Genomic DNA, 20,029 nt, shown 5'->3' on the forward strand with positions numbered 1-20,029 from the left:
CCGAGGCGCGTGTCCCCGGATTTTGGAATAGAACGTCGCTTCGCTCCTGATGGAGCGCGGCAAGTGGGAGGACAGCCATATTGTCCGCCAGATACCACATTTTTTGAAGGAGGAACCTTTCAACATGGCACAGAAAGTAGTAGGTTATATTAAGCTCCAGATTCCCGCAGGCAAGGCAACCCCGGCTCCCCCGGTAGGTCCGGCCCTCGGCCAGCACGGCGTCAACATCATGGCGTTCACCAAGGAATTCAACGAGCGCACCAAGAACGAAGCCGGTATGATCATCCCGGTTGTTATCACGGTCTATGCCGACCGTTCGTTCAGCTTCATCACCAAGACTCCCCCGGCGCCGGTCCTGATCAAGAAGGCTTGCGGCATCGAGTCCGGTTCGGCCGTTCCGAACAAGACCAAGGTTGCCAAGCTCTCCAAGGCGGACTGCCAGAAGATCGCGGAGACCAAGATGCCCGACCTGAACGCTGCTTCCCTGGAAGCTGCGATGAGCATGATCGCCGGCACTGCCCGTTCGATGGGTATCACTGTCGAGGAATAAGTTTTAAGTTAAGCTGAATGGATTTTGACCGCGCTTTTTGCAGGCGCCGGTCAAAGTGGGAGGGTTAGGTTTAGCCTATTCCCGCATTACCACTTAAGGAGGATTTATTGTGCATAAAGGTAAAAAGTATGTAGACAGCGCAAAGACCATCGACCGCTCCAAGCTGTACGATCCGGCAGAAGCGCTTTCCACCGTTGTTTCCACCGCGAAGGCCAAGTTTGACGAGACCATCGAGCTGCACGTCAAGCTGGGCGTTGACTCCCGTCACGCAGACCAGCAGGTTCGCGGCGCGATCGTTCTGCCCCACGGCACCGGCAAGAATGTCCGTGTTGCTGTTTTCGCCAAGGGCGCGAAGGCGGACGAGGCGCTGGCTGCCGGCGCTGATATCGTCGGCGCTGAGGACCTGATGGAGCGCATCCAGAAGGAAAACTTCTTTGAGTTCGACGTTGTTATCGCTACCCCGGACATGATGGGCCTGGTTGGCCGTCTGGGCCGCGTGCTCGGTCCTAAGGGCCTGATGCCGAACCCGAAGGCTGGTACGGTTTCCATGGACGTTGCCAAGGCAGTTCAGGAATCCAAGGCTGGTAAGATCGAGTACCGTCTGGACAAGACCAACATCATCCACTGCCCGATCGGCAAGGCTTCCTTCGGTGCAGAGAAGCTGCAGGACAACTTCGATGCGCTGATGGGCGCGATCGTCAAGGCAAAGCCGGCGGCTGCCAAGGGTCAGTATATCCGCTCCTGCGTCGTGGCTTCCACCATGGGCCCCGGCGTCAAGGTCAACGCTGCCAAGCTGATGGCGTAAGTTTCCGCTCTGCGGAAACCCGGTTTTTGACCGGTATCAATGAGCAATACAAAACGCCCGAGGATTTTTCTTCGGGCGTTTTTGTTCGGTCAAACTTTTTCTCAAGAATTACAAAAAAGTGCTTGACAAAGCAAAATAACATCTGTATAATATAAGAGCTTGGTCAAAGACAGCAGGCAGCCGCATGGCTTTAAAGGCGTTTCCGCCGCCCGCCGAGGTCAACACGGAAATGAAACACACATCTTTATGAGGTTTTCTGTGTACCCTCCCTGTGTCTTTGCACCGGGAGGGTACTTTTATTTTTTAGGAGGTGAAAAAGATGCCGAATGCAAAGGTTCTGGAAGAGAAGAAGGCTCTGGTTGCGTCTCTGGTAGAGAAGATCAAGAATTCTCCGGCCGGCGTGCTGGTCGATTACAAGGGCATCAACGTTGAGGATGATACCAAGCTCCGCCGTCAGCTGCGTGAAGCAGGCGTTGAGTATATGGTCATCAAGAACACCCTGATCCGCTTTGCGGCGAAGGAACTGGGCTTTGACGCTCTGGAAGAGCACCTGAACGGCACTTCCGCTCTGGCGATTTCGACCACCGACGACGTGATCGCACCCGCTAAGATCCTGGGTGAGTTCGCCAAGACCCACGAGAACTTTACGATCAAGGCTGGTTACCTGGAAGGCAAGGTAATCGACGAGGCCGAGGTCAAGAAGCTGGCAAGCATGCCGAGCAAGGAAGTCCTTATCGCTCAGGTACTGTACAGCTTCAACTTCCCCATTATGCAGCTTGCTATTGCCTGCGATGCTATCGTTAAGAAGGCTGAGGGCAACGAGGAAATGAAGGTAGCCGATTTGGTTGCTGCAAAGGTTCCGGCTGCGGAGGAAGCTCCCGCTGAAGAGGCTCCCGCTGCGGAGTAATCAAACAAATTTTAAAAAATAACTTAAACGGAGGTTTAATCCCATGACTGTTGCTGAGATTATGGAAGCTGTAAAAGAGCTCAAGGTTATGGAGCTCTCTGAGCTGGTAAAGGCTCTGGAAGAAGAATTTGGCGTATCCGCTACCCCGGTTGCCGTTGCAGGTGCTGCTGCTGGCGCTGGCGAGGCTGCTGCTGCTGACGCGAAGACCGACTTCGACGTTGTTCTGGTTGAGGCTGGCTCCTCCAAGATCAACGTTATCAAGGTTGTTCGTGAGATCACCGGCCTGGGCCTGAAGGAAGCCAAGGAGAAGGTTGACTCCGCTCCGCAGACCATCAAGGAAGCTGCTCCGGAAGCTGAGGCTAACGAGATCAAGGAGAAGCTCGAGGCTGCTGGCGCTAAGGTTGAGCTCAAGTAATTTTCTGATCGCTCGGCCGGCCCTTTCAGGGCTGCAAGCTGTCTGAAACCCGGCAGGTATTGCTTTAGGCAATACCTGCCGTTTCTTTTGCCGATTCGTGTATTTGGATACGAACGTTTTTGGAAATGAGGCCTGTCATGCATCCCTTTCTGACTAAATTGGGAAACTTTGTCCGGCGTGAGGCCGTTCTGGTCATCTCGTTTGTGTGCGCTTTGCTGTCCATGCTGGCGGTGCCGCCCGACGCGGCTTACGCCGGCTATATCGACCTGCGCGTGCTGTGCCTGCTGTTCTGCCTGATGGCGGTGGTCGCGGGGCTGCAGCAGTGCGGTCTGTTCACCGTGCTGGCCCAGCGCCTGCTGACCGGGCGCAAACAGCTGCGCCTGCTGTATCTTGCGCTGGTGCTGCTGCCGTTTTTCTGCTCCATGCTGATCACCAACGACGTCGCGCTCATCACCTTTGTGCCGTTCACCGTGCTGGTGCTCGGCCATGTCGGCCGGATGGACGCACTCATCCGCGTGGTGGTGCTGCAAACGCTGGCCGCCAACCTCGGCAGCATGGCCACGCCGGTCGGCAACCCGCAGAACCTGTTTTTGTGCTCGTATTACGGGCTGGATATCGGCTCGTTCGTGCGCGTCGTGCTGCCGCTGACGCTGGTCAGCCTGGTCGCGCTGTCGGTCGCTGCGCTGTGGACGCGCGGCGAGACGATCGAGATCTCCTTCCCCCGGCGCGAGCACATCGCCCAGCCGCGGCTGTTCGCCCTGCTGTGCGTCCTGTTTGTGCTGTGCCTGCTGTCGGTCGTGCATGTGCTGCATTACGGCATCCTGACCGCGATCGTCATTGTCTGCCTTGCGCTGTTCGCCCGCGAACTGTTCGCCCGTGTGGATTACATGCTGCTGCTGACCTTTGTCTGCTTTTTCATCTTTGCGGGCAACATCGGCCGCATCGACGCGGTGCGAAGCGCGCTTGAGATGCTGCTCGAGCGCAGCACCTACTGGACCAGCGTGCTGGCCAGCCAGGTCATCAGCAATGTGCCGGCGGCGGTGCTGCTCTCCGGCTTTACCGACAACTGGCGCGCGCTGCTGGCCGGCGTAGACGTCGGCGGTCTGGGAACGCCGATCGCATCGCTGGCGAGCCTGATCTCGCTCAAGCTGTACTTACGCGCGGAAGGCGCCTCGCTGCCGCGCTATCTGCTGGTGTTCACACTGGCCAATATCGCGGGGCTGATCCTGCTGTCCGCCGCTGCCTACCTGTTTGGCTGCATCGGCTGACTCAGTGGCGCCGTTCGGCGTAAATCGAATAGAAAAAACCGCTTTTCAGCGGTTTTTTTCATTCCCTCTGCCGCTCTGCCGGACTTTTGGACGCATCCGCGCTGATTGCGCGGTGCGCCTTCCTTGATCCGACCTGTACGGCCATGTCGAAAGTCTTGCGTAGCAAACGAAAAAAGGGTATACTAACCATATCTGAATTATTTGGAGGAACACTGGAATGCAGGATGGATTTGTCAAAATCGCTGCCGCAACGCCCGATCTGCGCGTGGCGGACTGCGCCTATAACGCTTCCGAAATCATAGAACAGGCCAAGCAGGCCGCCCGCAAGGGCGCAAAGCTGATCATATTCCCCGAGCTTTGCCTGACCGGCTACACCTGCGGGGACCTGTTTTTGCAGGAAACCCTGCTGCACGGCGCGCTGGACGCGCTTGAGACCGTCTGCCGCGAAACCGCGGGGTTGGAGGCCGTCGTGCTGGTCGGCCTGCCGCTGCGCGTGCGCGGCAAGCTGTACAACTGCGCCGCCGTCCTGTGCGGCGGTGATGTGCTGGCCTTTGTGCCCAAGCAGCATCTGCCCAACTACTCCGAGTTTTACGAGCAGCGCCACTTCGTTTCGGGCGAGGCGCTGGACGGCTTGGAGGCCGTCATCGTCCGGGACGGCCGCGGCGAACCCGTCTGCGTGCCGGTCGTGACGGGTCAGGTGTTCACCTGCGAGGACGCGCCGCTGTTCACCTTTGGCGTGGAGATCTGCGAAGACCTGTGGGTGCCCAATCCCCCTTCGACCGCGCTGGCCCAGGGCGGCGCGTATATCATCGCCAACCTGTCCGCCTCGGACGAGATCATCGGCAAGGCCGTCTATCGCCGCGATCTGGTGCGGCAGCAGTCCGGCCGCCTACTGTGCGCTTATGTGTACGCGGACGCGGGCTTCGGCGAGTCCACGCAGGATCTTGTGTTCGCCGGGCACGACCTGATCGCGGAAAACGGTGCGCTGCTGGCCGAAAGCCGCATGTTCACCCACGGCATCGTCTATGCCGATATTGATTTGCAGCGTCTGGCGCACGAGCGCCAGCGCATGAACACCTTCCAGAGCGTGCCGGCGGGCGAATTTTCCTTCCGCCTGCCCATGGCGAGCTGCGATCTCACCGACCGCAGCTTCCCGCGCACCCCGTTCGTGCCCGCAAACAAGGCGCTGCGCGACGAGCGCTGCGAGGAGATCCTCACCCTGCAGGCCACCGGCCTTGCCACCCGCCTGCGCCACACGCACGCGAAAACCGCGGTCATCGGCCTGTCGGGCGGACTGGACTCGACGCTCGCGCTCATCGTCGCCGTACACGCCTTCGATATGCTGGGACTCGACCGCAAGGGCATCCTCACGGTGACCATGCCCTGCTTCGGCACGACTGCGCGCACGCGCGGCAACGCGGAAAAGCTGGCGGACGCCTACGGCGTCACCTTGCAGACCGTGGACATCAAGGCCGCGGTCGATCAGCACTTTGCCGACATCGGCCAGAGCAAGGACGACCTGTCGGTGACCTTTGAAAACGGGCAGGCGCGCATGCGCACGCTTGTGCTGATGAACCTTGCCAACAAGCATGGCGGCATGGTGGTCGGCACGGGCGACCTGTCCGAACTGGCGCTCGGCTGGGCGACCTACAACGGCGACCATATGTCGATGTACGGCGTCAATGCGTCCATCCCCAAGACGCTGGTGCGCTATCTGGTGGCGTACGAGGCCGACCGCACGCTGGGTGAGCTGTCGGACGTGCTGTGCGACGTGCTGGACACGCCGGTCTCTCCCGAGCTGCTGCCGCCCAAGGACGGCGAAATCAGCCAGAAAACCGAGGATCTGGTCGGCCCGTACGAGCTGCACGACTTTTTCCTGTATTATATGCTGCGCTTCGGCTACGCGCCGCGCAAGATCTACCGCATCGCGCGCAAGACCTTCGCAGGCGCCTATGACGACGCGACGATCAAAAAATGGCTCGTGACCTTCCTGCGCCGCTTCTTCTCGCAGCAGTTCAAGCGCTCCTGCCTGCCGGACGGCCCCAAGGTCGGTACGATCACGCTGTCGCCCCGCGGCGACTGGCGTATGCCGTCGGACGCGTGCGCCGCGCTCTGGCTCCAGCAGGCGGAAGCCCTGTAAGCCCATCCCTCCACAAAGGAGACCTCGCCTTTGAAAACCCTGATCCGCAGGCTGGCGGTCGTTGCGACCGCCGCCCTGCTCTGTTTTAACCTGTATTATGAGCTGGCACCCGACTATATCGTCGGACCGGAACAGAAATTTGCCTTTGCCGCGGCGTTTGTCGTGCTGCTGGGCATCGCGCTGTTTTACGGCGTGCCGAAAGGCGCGCGCAGTAAACGGCGGCATGACTATATGCTGCTGCTGTTCTGGTACTATCTTTGGGTGCTGGCAAACGTTTTGTTTTTCGACAACGCCTTCGGCCGCGGCATCTCGATGCACGCGCAGCTGGACGCGGTCAACCTCGAACCGCTGCGCACGATCAAAAACTACCTGATCGCCTACGGCTACGGCAACATCTCGCTGCGGCTGGTGATTCTCAACCTGCTGGGCAACCTGATTGCGTTCGCGCCGATGGGCGTGTTCCTGCCCGCCCTGTTCCGCTGGCAGCGCAGCATCTTTTTCTTCGCGGCAACGCTCACCCTCGGCATCACAACGGTCGAAGTCGCGCAGGTGTACACGGGCGCAGGCTCGTGCGACGTGGATGACCTCATCCTCAACCTCGCCGGCGCGCTGATCGTGTTCGTTTTCTGCCGCATCACCCCGATCTGGCGGCACATCTGCCGCGTAAACCCCAGGAAAGAAGCGTGAAAAACCATGTTTGACACCGTACTCATTGCCGGCCTCGGCCTGATGGGCGGCTCGATGGGCAAAACCATCAAGGCGCGCACACTCAGCCGCGTGCTCGGCTGGAACCGCACCCGCCGCACCGCCGAACAGGCGCTGGCGGACGGCGCGATCGACGCGATCGCCACCGACGCCCTGTTCAAGGAAGCCGATCTCGTCATCATCGGCCTGTATCCGCAGGCGACCGTGGACTGGCTGCTGGAGAACATGCCCAAGCTCAAAAAGGGCTGCGTTGTGGTGGATATGGTCGGCGTCAAGCAGTTTATGGTCGATCATCTCGAGCAGGCCGCGCTGGACGCGGGCGTCCACTATGTCGGCGGACACCCGATGGCGGGCCGCGAGTTCTCCGGTCTGGACTACTCGCTGCCGACGCTGTTCGACGGCGCGAGCATGATCTTCGTGCCCACGAAAAGCAGCACCGAGCGCGTGCTCGAGCAGCTGGAAGCGTACTTTATGTCGCTCGGCTTCGGACAGACCGTGCGCTGCACGGCCGCGCAGCACGACAAGATGATCGCGTTCACCTCGCAGCTGGCGCACATCGTGTCCTCGTCCTACATCAAAAGCCCGGAGGCCGAGCGCCACAACGGCTATTCGGCGGGCAGCTATAAGGATCTGACCCGCGTGGCAAAGCTGAACGAAACCATGTGGAGCGAGCTGTTCCTGTGCAACGCCGAACCGCTCGCCGAGGAAATCGACGAAATCATCCAGCATCTGGACGAATACCGCCGCGCGATCCGCGCGGGCGACCGCGAGACGCTCACCGCACTGCTGCGCGACGGCCGCGAGCGCAAGGAAGCGCTGGGATAACGCAAAAAACCGCCCTTCGGGGCGGTTTTTTTGGTTCGCTGCGGACTTTACAGGAACGCGCGCATTTGGTCGGCCAGCTGCTCTTCCACATAGATCAGCCGCTTGGTGATGTCCTTGGTTTTCTCGCTCGCGGCCTTGTACTGGTTGAGGTACCGGCTGAGCGACTTGACGCCCATGTTGCAGCCGTCGGTCATCAGATCGGCGACGGTATGATCGGATTCGTCCATGCCGAGCTTGACGTTGGTTTTCATCCACGACATGCCCTTGGCGATCGGGTTGGGTTCCTTGCCGTCGTCGTGATATTCGTCCAGCAGCACCTGGATTTCGTCCTGCAATTTCACATGCTCGTTTCTACACTTTTTCAAATCCTGCCGCAGCGTGTCGCTTTTGATATACTGCAACACCTCGTCGATCGAGGACACGCCCATTTTGATGCCCGCATCGCACTCGCGCAGCAGTTTGATGGTATCCTGCTCTACCATTGTCCTTCCCTCCTTTGCGTTTGCTGAGATGGTTTCAGTATGCGCAGCTGCGGCGAAATCATGCCCGCGCACAATCTTTTTGCATGCAATGGATAGTTTTTCGTCTGCTGCGCAAAATAGCAGAAAAACCCGGAAGGAGCATGCATATGAAGCTGGATAAGCAGAGCTATCAGCGCCTGCTCGAACAGAAAAGCCCGCCTTCCCCGCTGCCGCTCGACTGCCTGAAGGCGTTTTTGTTCGGCGGAGCGATCTGCACGGTGGGCGAAGCGGTGAGCAATTTCTGGCAGTGGCGCGGACTGGACACCTCGGACGCCGCCGCCGCGACCTCGATCACCATGGTATTTCTCGGCGCGCTGCTGACCTGCCTGCACCTGTATGAAAAGCTGGCAAAGCACGCGGGCGCGGGCACGATCGTGCCGATCACCGGCTTTGCCAACTCGATCGTCTCGCCCGCGATGGAATTCAAAAGCGAGGGCCTGATCCTCGGCATGGGCGCCAAGCTGTTCGTCATTGCCGGGCCGGTGCTGACCTACGGCATCGCAGCCAGCGTGGTGTACGGGCTGGTCCTTTTGCTGCTGGGAGGGGGCGGCGGCGCATGATCGAACGCGTTGGCACCCGCACGCTGCGCCTGACAAACCGCCCCTATCTGATCGCGCACGCATCGGCCGTCGGCAAAAAGGAGGGCGAAGGCCCGCTCGGCGCGTATTTTGATTTTGTCACCGAGGACGACCGCATGCACCAGAAATCGTGGGAGCTGGCGGAAAGTGCGCTGCAAAAGACCGCGATCCACCTTGCCCTGCACAAAGCCGGGCTGCAAAAGGGCGATCTGGACGTCATCCTCGCGGGCGACCTGCTCAACCAGTGCACCGGTTCGTTTCTCGCCTCGGTCGATTCGGACACGCCCTATCTCGGACAGTACGGCGCGTGCTCGACCATGGCGCAGGGACTGGCGCTGGGCGGCTGTCTGGTCGAGGGCGGGGCGGCCCGCCGCCTGCTCGCGGCGGCCTCCTCGCATTTCTGCTCGGCCGAGCGGCAGTACCGCTTCCCGCTCGCCTACGGCGGCCAGCGCACACCGACCGCCCAGTGGACAGCGACGGCCGCGGGCGCGGCCGTGCTGAGCGCCGCGGGGCACAGCCGCCTGCGACTGACCCATGTGCTGTTCGGCAAGATGATCGAGATGGGCGTCAAGGACGCGAACAACATGGGCGCGGCGATGGCGCCCGCGGCCTACGACACCCTCTCCACCCTGCTGCACGACCTCGGCGCGCAGCCGACCGACTTCGACTGCATCGTGACCGGCGACCTCGGCCACGTCGGCGCGGATCTGCTGCTGACGCTGCTGCGCACGGACGGCATCGACCTGTCGCCCGTCTATTCGGACTGCGGCAGCCTGCTGTTCGGCGACGAACAGGACGCACACGCGGGCGGCTCGGGCTGCGGCTGCTCGGCAGCGGTGCTGTGCGGGCCGCTGCTGCGCGATATGCAGGCCGGCAAGATCCGCCGGCTGGTGTTTGCGGGCACGGGCGCGATGATGAGCCCGACTTCGGTGCAGCAGGGCCAGCCGATCGCGGGCATCTGCCACGCGGCCGTGATCGAAAGGAGCGACGCATGAACTGGATGGAATATGTGAACGCCTTCTGGGTGGGCGGCGCGATCTGCGCGGTCTGCCAAGTGTTCATCGACAAAACCAAGCTGACCCCCGCGCGCATTCTGGTCAGTCTGGTGGTGCTGGGCGTGGCGCTGCAAGCCTTCGGGTTGTATCAGCCGGTCGTGGACTATGCGGGCGCGGGCGCGACCGTGCCGCTCCTCGGCTTCGGCTACTCGCTGGCCAAAGGCGTGGCCAAGGCGGTCGCGGAGGACGGCCTGCTGGGTGCGTTCACCGGCGGCGTGACGGGCGCTGCGGGCGGCATCGCGGCGGCGATCGTGTTCGGCTGCCTGTTTGCGCTGCTGGCAAAGCCCAAATCGCGCTCCTGACCCACCCTTGCGAACGCGGGCAAACCCCGGTATAATAGACAGCAGAACAAAAAAGCGAGGTTTGCCCATGCGCTACTATTTTGCCCCGATGGAGGGCGTGACTGGTGCGGTCTACCGCCGCACGCACCACGCATTTTTCCCCGGCATCAACAAATATTATATGCCATTCATCACGCCGACGACCACCGAACGCTTCACCCCGCGCCAAAAGCGGGACATTGCGCCCGAAGTGAACGCAGGCGTGCCCGCCGTGCCGCAGCTGCTGACCAAATCGGCCGCGGACTGCATCTGGGCGGCGGACGCCTTGGCCGACATGGGCTACGCGGAGGTCAACCTCAACCTCGGCTGCCCGTCGGGCACGGTGACGGCCAAGGGCAAGGGCGCGGGCTTTCTGGCCGACCCGGACGCGCTCGACCGCTTTCTGGACGCGGTGTTTTCCGCAACGCACGCGCGCATTTCGATCAAAACGCGACTTGGCATGCATAATCCGGCGGAATTTGACCGCCTGCTCGCGATCTACAACCGCTACCCGGTCGCCGAGCTCACCATCCACCCGCGCGTGCGGCAGGATTTCTATAAAGGCAAGGTGCGCGAGGCGGACTTTGCCGCCGCGCTGCCAAACTGCCGCATGCCGGTGTGCTACAACGGCGACGTCGTCACCGAGGCGGACGCACAGGCGGTCGAGGCGCGTTATCCCGATCTGCCCGCCCTGATGATCGGCCGCGGGCTGATCGGCGACCCTTCACTCGTCACGCGGTTGCGCGGCGGCCCACGCGCGGACCGCGACACGCTGCGCGCCTTCCACGACGCGCTGTACGCGGGCTACTGCGAGGCCTTCGGCGACGCGCGCATCGCCATGCTGCGCATGAAGGAGATTTGGTTCTATCACCTGAACCTGTTCCAAAACAGCGAAAAGCACGGCAAACAGCTCAAAAAAGCCACCAGTCCGCGCGCCTACGAGGACGCGGCGGCGGCCATTTTCCGCGACCTTGCGGTGCGGGACGACGTCGTTCCCGGCTGGTTCCGCCCGGCATAAAACGCAAAACGGCTCCCCTCCGGTTGTTCCTGAAGGGAGCCATTTTTTGCACCCGCGCCGTTCGTCCCGTTTATGGGACACCCTCTGTTTTACAATGGAACCATCAAACAGGGAAGCGGAGGGATTTTTCATGCAAAAGAAACTGGGACATGCCTTGCAGACCACGGGCGGTCTGCTCACACTGCTGCTCGCGGGCGCGTCCGACATGGGACACATTTCCGCCGGGGTGCTGGCGCTCGGCCTGCTGGCAGCGGCGCTGCTGGTCTGCGCCGGACAGCGTGTGCTCCATCGCCGCCGCATGCGGCACCCCATCCGCCTGCCGCTGCGCAGCGCCCTCCCCCGTACCGCGCCGCGCCGGCGCATGGCGGGCGACCCGGGACGGGTCTGAGCGCGCTCAGAACGGGATGCAGGCCTTGTATTGCAGCAGCGATTCCGCATGGCGCAGATACTGCGTGACCACATAGTTGACGCCGCTCTCGCGGTAGTGCAGGCGGCGGCGCAGCGCCGGGAAATTGCGGCCGTCGATGATCGGGTAGAGCTCCTCCTCGATCGCGTCGATCATTTCGAGCAGCGCGTCCGCCTCCTCCGGCCGCACGCTCTGCGTGCGGATCAGATAGTGCATCTGCTCCAACTCGGAAAACATGTGCCACAGCGTCAGCAGCACGGTCTGCAAGTCCTCCCGATGCGGCAGCGCGGGATGCTGGGTCACATACCCCACGCACTCCTCATACAGCATGTGGAAGCAGGTCAGGATCTCGCACGAAACCGAAAGGTCGGTATCCCCGGCCAGCCCGCGGCGAATGAACTCCCAATAGCTGTTGTGCAGCCGGAACAGCGCCTTGATGTTGTAGCGGAACATGGCTTCCTTGCGGATCGGGAAGAAAAACCGGTTGACCACAAACACGATCGCGACCGCCGCGCCCAGATAGACCAGCCGCAGTGTGACGGCGGTCGCCTCGTTGAGCGTCATGGTGGCGAGCGTGAGCGCGTAGCAGGTGGAGAAGATCGGGTGGTACCAAGTGCCGGGCGTTGCGCAGTACATCAGCGAGATCATCACCAGCGCAAACACCAGCTGGCCGCCCAGTCCGGGCAGCAGCGGATGCAGGATAAACTCGATCACGCAGCCGATCAGCGTGCCGATCGGACGGGTCTTCATGCGGTAGCTGCTGTCCTCGCAGCTGGGCTGGAGCAGCAGAAACGCGTTGAGCGGAATCCAGTACGAATGCGTGACCGGCAGCACAAAGCTGATGACGTTGCTGACCGTCAGCACGGTGGCCAGGCGCATGGCGAACCGCAGCTCGAACGACTCGGTCGTCAGGCGCAGGCGCAGCTGCTGGAGCAGCCCGCCCCAGCTGACCGGATAGACCGCAGCCGTCACCGGCTGGCCATGTGTGCGCAGCAGGAGCACCAGCATGTGCAGCAGGCTGCGGCTGAAAATGCGCACGCGGCCCTCCGGGATATCCATGCAGTCGAGCATGGTGCGCGCACGGTCGATCTGCTCGTCTTCCGTCCCGTTTGCCAGCGACGCGGACACATCGCGCAAGAACGCCGCCAGCTGCCGCAGCATGCGGACACGCGCCTCATCCAGCTCGGTGCGCCACTCGTGATCGGTGATCAGATAGGAAAACCGCTGCGCCAGCGTGGAAACCATGTCGTACAGCTGATTGTCCGGCGTCTGCCGCGAGAAAAAGTGCTGGTGATAGGACATCTGGTGCAGCGTATGCAGCAGCGCGCGGAAGCGCTCATTGAGCTCCTTCTGGCGGTCGGGCTCGATCAGAAGCAGCAGCAGCTCGCTCATTTCGACCAGCGCGCGCTCGAGCGTGAGCGGCACATCGACCGGACGGCGGAACAGGCGGCCATACAGCGCGATCGCGCCCGCGAGATAGCATACGCCCAGCCAGAATACGACCAGCTCGATGAACATTTCGGTCGTGTTCGCGGGCGGGATGAGCGACAGAAACACGAACAGCATCGCATAGGTGAAATACCCCTTGGGCTTGAACTGCGAGCTCTGCGTCAGCACGAGCACAAAGGGCACGCAGAGGTTGAGCACGATGCACGCGGCCAGACTGCCCGCCGCGATAAAGCCGAGCACCATCAGCGCGCTGCCGACGAGCAGCAGGCGCAGATACCTGATCGCGGTGTTGTCCTGCCGCTTGTAGCGCGTCTGGAAAAACACCGTGACGACCGACACGACGATCACATACTGTAAGCCGGCCAGCGCGCTGACAATGGCAAACGAGCTGAGGAAAAACAAAATGATCGGGAGGGCGCGCCGCAGCGCGGCCCAAAACGTCCGCCAGCCGCGTGCAATGCCATCGGACATGGCAAGCCCTCCCCTCTGCCGTAAAGATGTGCAAGGGAACGGTGTGCCGCCGTTCCCCCTGATACCAATAGTATAAAGAATCCGTTAAGATTTTGCAACCGCCCGTTTGCCGCCGCCGGACGCAAAAAAGCGGGACCCGCGCTTTGAGCGCGGGTCCCGCTGTGCCTTGTCCGGTTGTTTCTCGTTTGTCAATAGCCCTTTTCGACCGCCGCGGTCAGCACCTTGGACGCTACTGTGCCCGCGACCGACGAGCCGCCGCCGCCGTTCTCGACCAGCACGATGAAGGCGTAAGGCGTTGCCTCGTCGCGCAAAAAGCCGGTGAACCACGCGTTCGGCGTCTGATCCGCGCCGACCTCGGCCGTACCCGACTTGGCGCAGATGTCCATGCCCGGAAAACGGTCCTGGCCGTAGGTCTCGATGACGTTGTTGTGCATCATGTCCGCGATCGTCGAGGCCGTGTCCTCTTCGATCAGCTTGGAGGACTTGTGCGCGAAGTACAGGCCGGTCGGCAGGCCGTAATCCGTGGTGGTCTTCTCAATCAGGCGCGGCATGGCGGCCTTGCCGCCGTTGGCGATCGCGCCCATATACAGCATCATGTTGATCGGGCACATCGTGTCCTCGCCCTGGCCGACGCCCGCCCATGCGAGCTGGTTGTCGTTGCCGTCGAAGTTGAAGTGACCCTCCGAGGTGTTGATGCCGTCCACCTTGATCGCCTCGGTCAGGCCGGCGGAATCCGCGTATTTCTGCATGGTGTCGCCGCCCAGCTCGACCGCGAGCTGGCCGAACACGCCGTTGCAGGAGTTGGCAAGCGCATCCTCGATGTCCTGCTGGCCATGCGCATACGGACAGGTGACCACGTCGCCGCCGATCTCGACCGAGCCGGTGCAGTTCCAAGTGCGGGTAAACAGGTCGGGGATGTTTTCGATCGCCGCATTGAGCGTGACGACCTTAAAGATCGAGCCGGGGATCGAGTTTGCCGACAGCAGGCGGTTGACGTACACGCCTTCCCACGCCGGATCGTCCGGGTCGATGTTCGGCGGGTCGGCGGGGTCAAAGGTCGGGGTGGAGACCATGCACAGGATCTCGCCCGTCTTGTAGTTGTACACGCCCACCGTGCCGCTCATGCCGCCCAGTGCCTGATAGGCCACATTGTTGAGATACGCGTCGATGGTCAGATACAGGTTGTTGCCCGTGCCGAGCGGCGAATACACGCCGGTCAGCAGGTTGTAGCCCGACAGCTTGTCGGCAAAGGCGGTCAGCGCGCCCGCGCCGATGTTGCCCGCGGGGTCGCCCACCGCGTGCAGCGTCGCGCGGCGGATGTCGCCGTCCGGATAATAGACGCGGTTGCCGTTTTCGTCCAGCGTGGAGAGCACGTCGCCGTCCCGGTCGAGGATGGTGCCGCCCTTGAGCTGGCCGGAATTGCTGTACAGATGGCGGTTATAGGGATAGGACGCCCAGTCGCCGCCGTCCACGACGAACTGGAAGCAGAAAAAGGCCAGTCCCAGACCGAGCAGCGCCGCCAGGATCAGGCAGAACACGCCGCGCTTTTCGATTTTCCGCATTTAGTCCACCTCCCCGCGCAGTTCGCGCCGCGAAGGCAGCTTGACCGCAAAGGACGCGTTCTGCCGCGTGTCGGTCGCCTTGAGGAAGGCCAGCATGCCCCATGCCGACAGCATGGAAGAGCCGCCGTTCGAGACAAACGGCAGGGTAACGCCGGTGAACGGCAGGATATCGACCGCGCCGAATACGTTCAGGCAGGTCTGGAACACCAGCAGGCTGGTGGCGGCGCAGGCCGCGATCGTATAGAAGCTCGACCGGCCCGCGCGGCACGCGCGCACCGCGAACACGGCCAGCGTGATGATGCACAGGATGGTCAGCACCGCGATCACCAGACCCCATTCCTCGCACAGCATGCCGAATACGATATCGGTATCCGCCGCGGGCAGGCCGCTCAGCCAACCCTTGCCCGCGCCCACGCCGATCATGCCGCCGGATGCGGCCGCGGTCAGCGTATGGGTCTGCTGGAAGCCCGCGTCATACACGTCCTCCCAGATGTGGCCCCACGAGGCAAAGCGCGCCGCAACATGGGGCTTAATGGTCAGCATGACCATGCCGCCGCCGAAGCAGGCCGCGCAGATCAGGCCGAGCACCGCAAAGTCGCCCGAGCGCAGATATGCGATGACGAGGAAGGTGACAAAGAACACCAGCGCCGTACCGAAGTCGTTTTGCAGCGCAAGGCACGCGCCGCACACGCCGGTCAGGCCGATGAACATCCACAGGTTGCGCTTGTTGAACAGACGGTCGAGCGTTGCCGCGCCCGCGAAGATGTAACAGATCTTAGCGATCTCCGAGGTTTGCAGCGACAGCGGGCCGAGGCGCAGCCACGCCTTCGCGCCGCCCTGACTCGAGCCGATCAGCAGCGTGATGACCAGCAAACCGACCGCCGCCGCGCCCATGAACCAGCGCACCTTTTGCGCGCGCGTCAGGTCGCGCAGGAAAAAGCCGAGGATCAGGAAGATCGCAAGGCCCATCAGGATCGCGATCAGCTGCTTGGGCATCTCCTCGGGCACCTTGGAGCCGGTCACGGCCAGCGACAGCGTGCACAGGAAAAACGCGATCGTCTCCATCTCAAAGCCGATGCGCCGGAACGAGCGCAGGATGATGAAATAGCCCCAGCAAACCAGCGTCAGCACCAAAAAGGTCAGCGGGATGGTGACGGTTGCCTCCTCCCCCGCGGCCACGATCAGCTGCAAGGCGGTCAGCACCTGAAACAGCGTCAGCAGCACGAGCGAACCCCACATGCCGGCCGGACGGCCTTCGATGCGGCGCTCGGCCATCTGCTCGCGCTTTTCCTCGGCCGAGATGGGCACCAGCATGGTCGGGATGCCGCCGAAGGACACGGTGTCCCCGTCCTCGACAACGGCGTACTCGTCCACCGGCAGGTCGTTGACCTTGACGCCCCCCTTGGAGCCGAGGTCATAGACCGTCCAGGAGCCGTCGTCCTCGCGGATGAGGGCGGCGTGCTGCCGGGAAACCGAGGGATATTCGATCTGCACGTCGCACGAGGGCGCACGGCCGATGATGTTTTCCCAGTGTGTGATGGGCAGGCGCACCCCGTTTGCCATGCCCAGATAGCCCCAGACCTCGTCCGGGTGTTTGACCTTCCAGAGCGAGCGGATCGCGCCGACCAGAATCATCAGCGCCAGAATCGGGAACACGAACCGCACCACGGTCGTGTACCATGCGCCGACGAGCGGATTTTCCGCCAAAAAGGCGGTCAACGCATCGAGCGGCCCCTGCAAGGCATCGTTCATGTTGATGTTCCTCCTTTCAAAAATCGGATTCTTTAACCTATATATTATAGCACAGCTTGTCAAGGAACAAATGAACGGACAGTAAATGACAAAACCGGATACCACTTGACAGTATTCGCATAGGATGTTACACTGGTATTCCAAGACCATACAAGCGACAAACGAAGTTTGCAGGAAAAAGCCGCAAGGCTTGCCGAAGGAGCAAAACTCTCAGGCGTCCGGATTGCCGGATGGGGACTGTAAATGGATGTGACTCTGGAGAACGCTCCGCAGGGAGCTGCCGAAGGTGCAACGCGTGCGGCGGGGAACCGCATGCCAATCTCTCAGGCAAAAGGACAGAGTGCGAACCTCAGCGCAGGACAGGCGCTTTTTTTGTGTTTCCTGCCGCGCTGAACGGCCCGTTCTTTCAGAGTCAGGCCCCCAAAGGGGGTGCTGGCTCTTTTTGTTTGCCGCAAAAAAAGAAAAAGGGGTATGTAGGTAAAATGTCTATGGATCAACTGGCGGCGCTGGTCAAGCAGATCAGCGACATCGTGTGGAACAGCGTGCTGCTGTATCTGCTAGTGGGCACGGGTATCATCTTCACCATCCGCACGCGCTTTGTGCAGGTGCGCAAGTTCGGCGCGGGCTGGAAGCGGCTGTTCGGCAACTTCTCGCTGCACGGCGAAAAGGCCGGCAAGGACGGCATGAGCCCGTTCCAGGCGCTGACCACCGCAATCGCGGCGCAGGTCGGCACAGGCAACATCGCGGGCGCGGCCACCGCACTGTATTCCGGCGGCCCGGGCGCGATCTTCTGGATGTGGCTTTCTGCCTTCTTCGGCATGTCCACCATCTACGGCGAGGCCGTGCTCGCGCAGAAGTATAAGACGGTCGATCAGAACGGTCACGTCACCGGCGGCCCGATCTACTACATTCGCGCGCGCTTCACCGGCAAGTTCGGCAAGTTCCTCGCGGGCTTCTTCTCGATCGCGATCATCTTCGCGCTGGGCTTCACCGGCAACATGGTGCAGGCCAACTCGATCAGCGAAGCGTTCCAGAACGCCTTCGGCGTGGATAAGCGCATCATCGGCGTGATCTGCGCGATCATCGCGGCGTTCATCTTCCTTGGCGGCGTCAGCCGCATCGCGGCCTTCACCGAAAAGGTCGTTCCGGTCATGGCGGGCTTCTACATCGTCGGCTGCGTCATCATCCTTTGCATCAACCATGCCGCCATCATCCCGGCGTTCCGCTCGATCTTTGTCGCGGCGTTTGACCCGCAGGCCATCCTCGGCGGCGCGGTCGGCATCACGGTGCGCGAAGCGATGCGCTACGGCGTGGCGCGCGGCCTGTTTTCCAACGAGGCCGGCATGGGCTCGACCCCGCACGCGCACGCGCTGGCCAAGGTCGAAAAGCCGCAGGATCAGGGCGAAATCGCCATCGTTTCCGTGTTTATCGACACCTTCATCGTACTGACGCTGACCGCGCTGGTCATCCTGACCTCGGGCCAGCTGCAAGCAGGCGTGCCCGGCGGGCTGGAGGGCACCGCGCTGGCGCAGGCCGCGTTCAACTTCGCGCTCGGCTCGTTCGGCAACGCCTTTGTCGCGATCTGCATGCTGTTCTTCGCGTTCTCGACCATCATCGGCTGGTACTTCTTCGGCGAAACCAACGTCAAGGCGCTGTTCGGCCAGAAGGCGACCAAGCTGTACGCCGCGATCGTCGTCGTGTGCATCGTGATCGGCTCGGCGCTCAAGGTCGATCTGGTGTGGAACCTGTCCGACCTGTTTAACGGCCTGATGGTATTCCCCAACCTGATTGCGCTGTTGTTCCTGTCCGGCATCGTCGCGCGCGCCGCGCATGATGAGGACATCATGAAAAAATAACAATTCCTATGCAAAAAAGGCCGCTTTTTGCGGTCTTTTTTGTATTTTGCCGGTTTTTGGTTTGACAAAACCCACCCATCGGGTATAATAAGGTTGAGTCACATGAGGGGGGACTTTTCTATGCAAAAACTGCACGGCAAAAACCTGCTGCTGGTCGGGTTTACGCTGTTTTCCATGTTCTTCGGGGCGGGCAATCTGATCTTCCCGCCCTATCTCGGCGCGGAGGCCGGCACGGCCGCGTGGCCGGCTTTTATCGGCTTCGCGATGAGCGCGATCGGCCTGCCCGTACTGGGCGTGATCGCGGTGGCGCGGTCGGGCGGGCTGTCCGCCCTTGCCGGGCGCGTGCACCCGCGCTTTGCCGCGGTGTTCACGCTGCTGATCTATCTGTCGATCGGCCCGTGCCTTGCCATCCCGCGTACGGCGAGCACCTCGTTCGAGATGTTTGCGCCGATCATCGGCGGCGGTACGGCCAAGCAGGCCGCGTATTCCGTGCTGTTTTTCGCGGTCGCGTTCCTGATCGCCCTGCGGCCGGACAAGCTGACCGACCGCCTGGGCAAAATCCTGTGCCCGACGCTGATTGTGCTGATCGTCGTGCTGTTCGCGGGCTGCCTGATCGACCCGGTTGCAGCGCACTACGGCGTGGTGCAGCCGGCCTACGCTTCCCTGCCGGCCGCGGTCGGCTTTCTCGGCGGCTATCAGACCATGGACACGATCGCGGCGCTCAACTTCGGCGCGGTGATCGCGCTCAACATCCGTGCCAAAGGCATTGAAGAGGACAAGCAGGTCGTGCGCGGCACGATCCGCGCGGGCTGGATCGCGGGCGCGCTGCTGCTCGTGATCTACGCGATGCTGACGCACGCGGGCGCCATTGCGGGCGGCGCGTTCCCGCTCGGCGCATCCGGCGCGGATACGCTGTCCTCGCTCGCCTATGCCCTGTTCGGCACGCCCGGCCGCGTGCTGCTGGCCGCGATCTTCCTGATCGCCTGCCTGAATACCTGCATCGGCCTGATCTCCTGCGTCAGCGAATACTTTCACGGCCTGTGCCCGCGCATCTCCTACCGCATGTTCGCGGCGTTTTTCTCGGCGGCCAGCATGGTTATCTCCAACATCGGCCTCGCGGGCATTATCCGCCTGTCCACGCCGGTTCTGAACGCCATTTATCCGGCCGCGATCGTGCTGATCGTGCTGTCGTTCGTGCCGCATCTGACCGCGTACCGGCTGGTCTACCCGCTCGCCGTTGGCCTGACCTGCGTGCAGAGCGTGACCGAAGCGCTCGCGCAAAGCGGCGCGGTCATCCCGCTCTGGACCGATGCGGTCGCCGCCCTGCCGCTGACCGGCGCGGGCTTCGGCTGGGTGCTGCCGGCGCTGGCAGGTCTGCTGCTGGGGCTTGTGTTCTCCGGCCACAAAGCGCAGGAGGCTTGAATCC

19 protein-coding genes, 2 riboswitches and 1 other annotated feature are annotated in these 20,029 nt (G+C 62.0%); of the genes, 15 read left to right on the forward strand and 4 right to left on the reverse strand.

Annotated elements, in window-relative coordinates:
* Positions 1-124 precede the first annotated feature (124 nt).
* The 8 genes from rplK (at position 125) to EJL02_RS08755 (ending at position 7,615) form a co-directional block, all read left to right on the forward strand.
* Positions 125-550, forward strand: coding sequence for a 50S ribosomal protein L11 (gene rplK, locus EJL02_RS08720; protein WP_125116028.1), 426 nt, complete (start codon positions 125-127; stop codon positions 548-550).
* 109 nt (positions 551-659) lie between these two features.
* Complete coding sequence (gene rplA / locus EJL02_RS08725) at positions 660-1,355, forward strand: 50S ribosomal protein L1 (RefSeq protein ID WP_125116029.1); 696 nt, start codon at positions 660-662, stop codon at positions 1,353-1,355.
* A 145-nt stretch (positions 1,356-1,500) separates the two neighbouring features.
* Positions 1,501-1,664 (forward strand) — a sequence feature (ribosomal protein L10 leader region).
* A gap of 10 nt (positions 1,665-1,674) precedes the next feature.
* Complete coding sequence (gene rplJ, locus EJL02_RS08730) at positions 1,675-2,262, forward strand: 50S ribosomal protein L10 (RefSeq protein ID WP_125116030.1); 588 nt, start codon at positions 1,675-1,677, stop codon at positions 2,260-2,262.
* Positions 2,263-2,305: 43 nt separating this feature from the next.
* Complete coding sequence (rplL, locus tag EJL02_RS08735; protein ID WP_125116031.1) at positions 2,306-2,677, forward strand: 50S ribosomal protein L7/L12; 372 nt, start codon at positions 2,306-2,308, stop codon at positions 2,675-2,677.
* 137 nt (positions 2,678-2,814) lie between these two features.
* Positions 2,815-3,945: an SLC13 family permease gene (locus tag EJL02_RS08740; protein WP_243114441.1), complete on the forward strand. Its 1,131-nt coding sequence runs from the start codon at positions 2,815-2,817 to the stop codon at positions 3,943-3,945.
* Positions 3,946-4,162: 217 nt separating this feature from the next.
* The gene (locus EJL02_RS08745; RefSeq protein WP_125116032.1) at positions 4,163-6,085 is read left to right on the forward strand and encodes an NAD(+) synthase; all 1,923 of its coding nucleotides are present in this window, start codon (positions 4,163-4,165) and stop codon (positions 6,083-6,085) included.
* Positions 6,086-6,115: 30 nt separating this feature from the next.
* Complete coding sequence (locus tag EJL02_RS08750) at positions 6,116-6,772, forward strand: VanZ family protein (protein WP_125116033.1); 657 nt, start codon at positions 6,116-6,118, stop codon at positions 6,770-6,772.
* A gap of 6 nt (positions 6,773-6,778) precedes the next feature.
* Positions 6,779-7,615, forward strand: a complete 837-nt coding sequence (locus tag EJL02_RS08755; RefSeq protein WP_125116034.1) for a prephenate dehydrogenase — start codon at positions 6,779-6,781, stop codon at positions 7,613-7,615.
* Between the two features lie 47 nt (positions 7,616-7,662).
* Here EJL02_RS08755 and EJL02_RS08760 read toward each other — a convergent pair whose 3' ends face one another.
* Complete coding sequence (locus EJL02_RS08760) at positions 7,663-8,097, reverse strand: hypothetical protein (RefSeq protein WP_125116035.1); 435 nt, start codon at positions 8,095-8,097, stop codon at positions 7,663-7,665.
* Positions 8,098-8,243: 146 nt separating this feature from the next.
* On the opposite strand from EJL02_RS08760, the gene spoVAC reads away from it, so the two are divergent.
* The 5 genes from spoVAC to EJL02_RS08785 all read left to right on the forward strand — a co-directional run bounded on the left by spoVAC (position 8,244) and on the right by EJL02_RS08785 (position 11,495).
* Positions 8,244-8,696 (forward strand): stage V sporulation protein AC, encoded by a 453-nt coding sequence (gene spoVAC / locus EJL02_RS08765; protein WP_125116036.1) that lies wholly within the window; start codon positions 8,244-8,246, stop codon positions 8,694-8,696.
* Positions 8,693-9,709, forward strand: a complete 1,017-nt coding sequence (locus EJL02_RS08770; protein ID WP_125116037.1) for a stage V sporulation protein AD — start codon at positions 8,693-8,695, stop codon at positions 9,707-9,709. The genes spoVAC and EJL02_RS08770 overlap by 4 nt, the downstream gene beginning before the upstream one ends.
* A gap of 5 nt (positions 9,710-9,714) precedes the next feature.
* Positions 9,715-10,071, forward strand: a complete 357-nt coding sequence (spoVAE, locus tag EJL02_RS08775) for a stage V sporulation protein AE (protein WP_125116132.1) — start codon at positions 9,715-9,717, stop codon at positions 10,069-10,071.
* A 67-nt stretch (positions 10,072-10,138) separates the two neighbouring features.
* Entirely contained in the window at positions 10,139-11,107 is a 969-nt protein-coding gene (locus EJL02_RS08780; RefSeq protein WP_243114442.1) for a tRNA dihydrouridine synthase, read from the forward strand.
* A 130-nt stretch (positions 11,108-11,237) separates the two neighbouring features.
* The gene (locus tag EJL02_RS08785) at positions 11,238-11,495 is read left to right on the forward strand and encodes a hypothetical protein (RefSeq protein ID WP_125116038.1); all 258 of its coding nucleotides are present in this window, start codon (positions 11,238-11,240) and stop codon (positions 11,493-11,495) included.
* A gap of 6 nt (positions 11,496-11,501) precedes the next feature.
* Here EJL02_RS08785 and EJL02_RS08790 read toward each other — a convergent pair whose 3' ends face one another.
* The 3 genes from EJL02_RS08790 to EJL02_RS08800 all read right to left on the reverse strand — a co-directional run bounded on the left by EJL02_RS08790 (position 11,502) and on the right by EJL02_RS08800 (position 16,747).
* Positions 11,502-13,433, reverse strand: a complete 1,932-nt coding sequence (locus EJL02_RS08790; RefSeq protein ID WP_125116039.1) for an FUSC family protein — start codon at positions 13,431-13,433, stop codon at positions 11,502-11,504.
* Positions 13,434-13,621: 188 nt separating this feature from the next.
* Positions 13,622-14,995, reverse strand: coding sequence for a penicillin-binding transpeptidase domain-containing protein (locus tag EJL02_RS08795; RefSeq protein WP_125116040.1), 1,374 nt, complete (start codon positions 14,993-14,995; stop codon positions 13,622-13,624).
* On the reverse strand, positions 14,996-16,747 hold the full coding sequence (locus EJL02_RS08800) for an FtsW/RodA/SpoVE family cell cycle protein (RefSeq protein WP_125116041.1): 1,752 nt from the start codon (positions 16,745-16,747) through the stop codon (positions 14,996-14,998).
* 161 nt (positions 16,748-16,908) lie between these two features.
* Positions 16,909-16,983: riboswitch (glycine riboswitch) on the forward strand.
* Positions 16,984-16,992: 9 nt separating this feature from the next.
* A riboswitch (glycine riboswitch) is annotated at positions 16,993-17,096 on the forward strand.
* 139 nt (positions 17,097-17,235) lie between these two features.
* On the opposite strand from EJL02_RS08800, the gene EJL02_RS08805 reads away from it, so the two are divergent.
* Together EJL02_RS08805 and brnQ are read left to right on the forward strand one after the other, a co-directional pair.
* On the forward strand, positions 17,236-18,603 hold the full coding sequence (locus EJL02_RS08805) for an alanine/glycine:cation symporter family protein (protein WP_125116134.1): 1,368 nt from the start codon (positions 17,236-17,238) through the stop codon (positions 18,601-18,603).
* A gap of 120 nt (positions 18,604-18,723) precedes the next feature.
* Complete coding sequence (brnQ, locus tag EJL02_RS08810) at positions 18,724-20,025, forward strand: branched-chain amino acid transport system II carrier protein (RefSeq protein WP_125116042.1); 1,302 nt, start codon at positions 18,724-18,726, stop codon at positions 20,023-20,025.
* Positions 20,026-20,029 lie beyond the last annotated feature (4 nt).

The sequence above is a fragment of the Agathobaculum sp. Marseille-P7918 genome, assembly GCF_900625105.1.
Lineage (GTDB): Bacteria > Bacillota > Clostridia > Oscillospirales > Butyricicoccaceae > Agathobaculum.

Bases quoted from the DNA above. Each gene is read 5' to 3' on its own strand.
- rplK (WP_125116028.1), top strand. From the start codon at position 125: ATGGCACAGAAAGTAGTAGGTTATATTAAGCTCCAGATTCCCGCAGGC.
- rplJ (WP_125116030.1), top strand. From the start codon at position 1,675: ATGCCGAATGCAAAGGTTCTGGAAGAGAAGAAGGCTCTGGTTGCGTCT.
- rplL (WP_125116031.1), top strand. From the start codon at position 2,306: ATGACTGTTGCTGAGATTATGGAAGCTGTAAAAGAGCTCAAGGTTATG.
- EJL02_RS08740 (WP_243114441.1), top strand. From the start codon at position 2,815: ATGCATCCCTTTCTGACTAAATTGGGAAACTTTGTCCGGCGTGAGGCC.
- EJL02_RS08745 (WP_125116032.1), top strand. From the start codon at position 4,163: ATGCAGGATGGATTTGTCAAAATCGCTGCCGCAACGCCCGATCTGCGC.
- EJL02_RS08755 (WP_125116034.1), top strand. From the start codon at position 6,779: ATGTTTGACACCGTACTCATTGCCGGCCTCGGCCTGATGGGCGGCTCG.
- EJL02_RS08760 (WP_125116035.1), bottom strand. From the start codon at position 8,097: ATGGTAGAGCAGGATACCATCAAACTGCTGCGCGAGTGCGATGCGGGC.
- spoVAC (WP_125116036.1), top strand. From the start codon at position 8,244: ATGAAGCTGGATAAGCAGAGCTATCAGCGCCTGCTCGAACAGAAAAGC.
- EJL02_RS08770 (WP_125116037.1), top strand. From the start codon at position 8,693: ATGATCGAACGCGTTGGCACCCGCACGCTGCGCCTGACAAACCGCCCC.
- spoVAE (WP_125116132.1), top strand. From the start codon at position 9,715: ATGGAATATGTGAACGCCTTCTGGGTGGGCGGCGCGATCTGCGCGGTC.
- EJL02_RS08780 (WP_243114442.1), top strand. From the start codon at position 10,139: ATGCGCTACTATTTTGCCCCGATGGAGGGCGTGACTGGTGCGGTCTAC.
- EJL02_RS08785 (WP_125116038.1), top strand. From the start codon at position 11,238: ATGCAAAAGAAACTGGGACATGCCTTGCAGACCACGGGCGGTCTGCTC.
- EJL02_RS08790 (WP_125116039.1), bottom strand. From the start codon at position 13,433: ATGTCCGATGGCATTGCACGCGGCTGGCGGACGTTTTGGGCCGCGCTG.
- EJL02_RS08795 (WP_125116040.1), bottom strand. From the start codon at position 14,995: ATGCGGAAAATCGAAAAGCGCGGCGTGTTCTGCCTGATCCTGGCGGCG.
- EJL02_RS08800 (WP_125116041.1), bottom strand. From the start codon at position 16,747: ATGAACGATGCCTTGCAGGGGCCGCTCGATGCGTTGACCGCCTTTTTG.
- EJL02_RS08805 (WP_125116134.1), top strand. From the start codon at position 17,236: ATGGATCAACTGGCGGCGCTGGTCAAGCAGATCAGCGACATCGTGTGG.
- brnQ (WP_125116042.1), top strand. From the start codon at position 18,724: ATGCAAAAACTGCACGGCAAAAACCTGCTGCTGGTCGGGTTTACGCTG.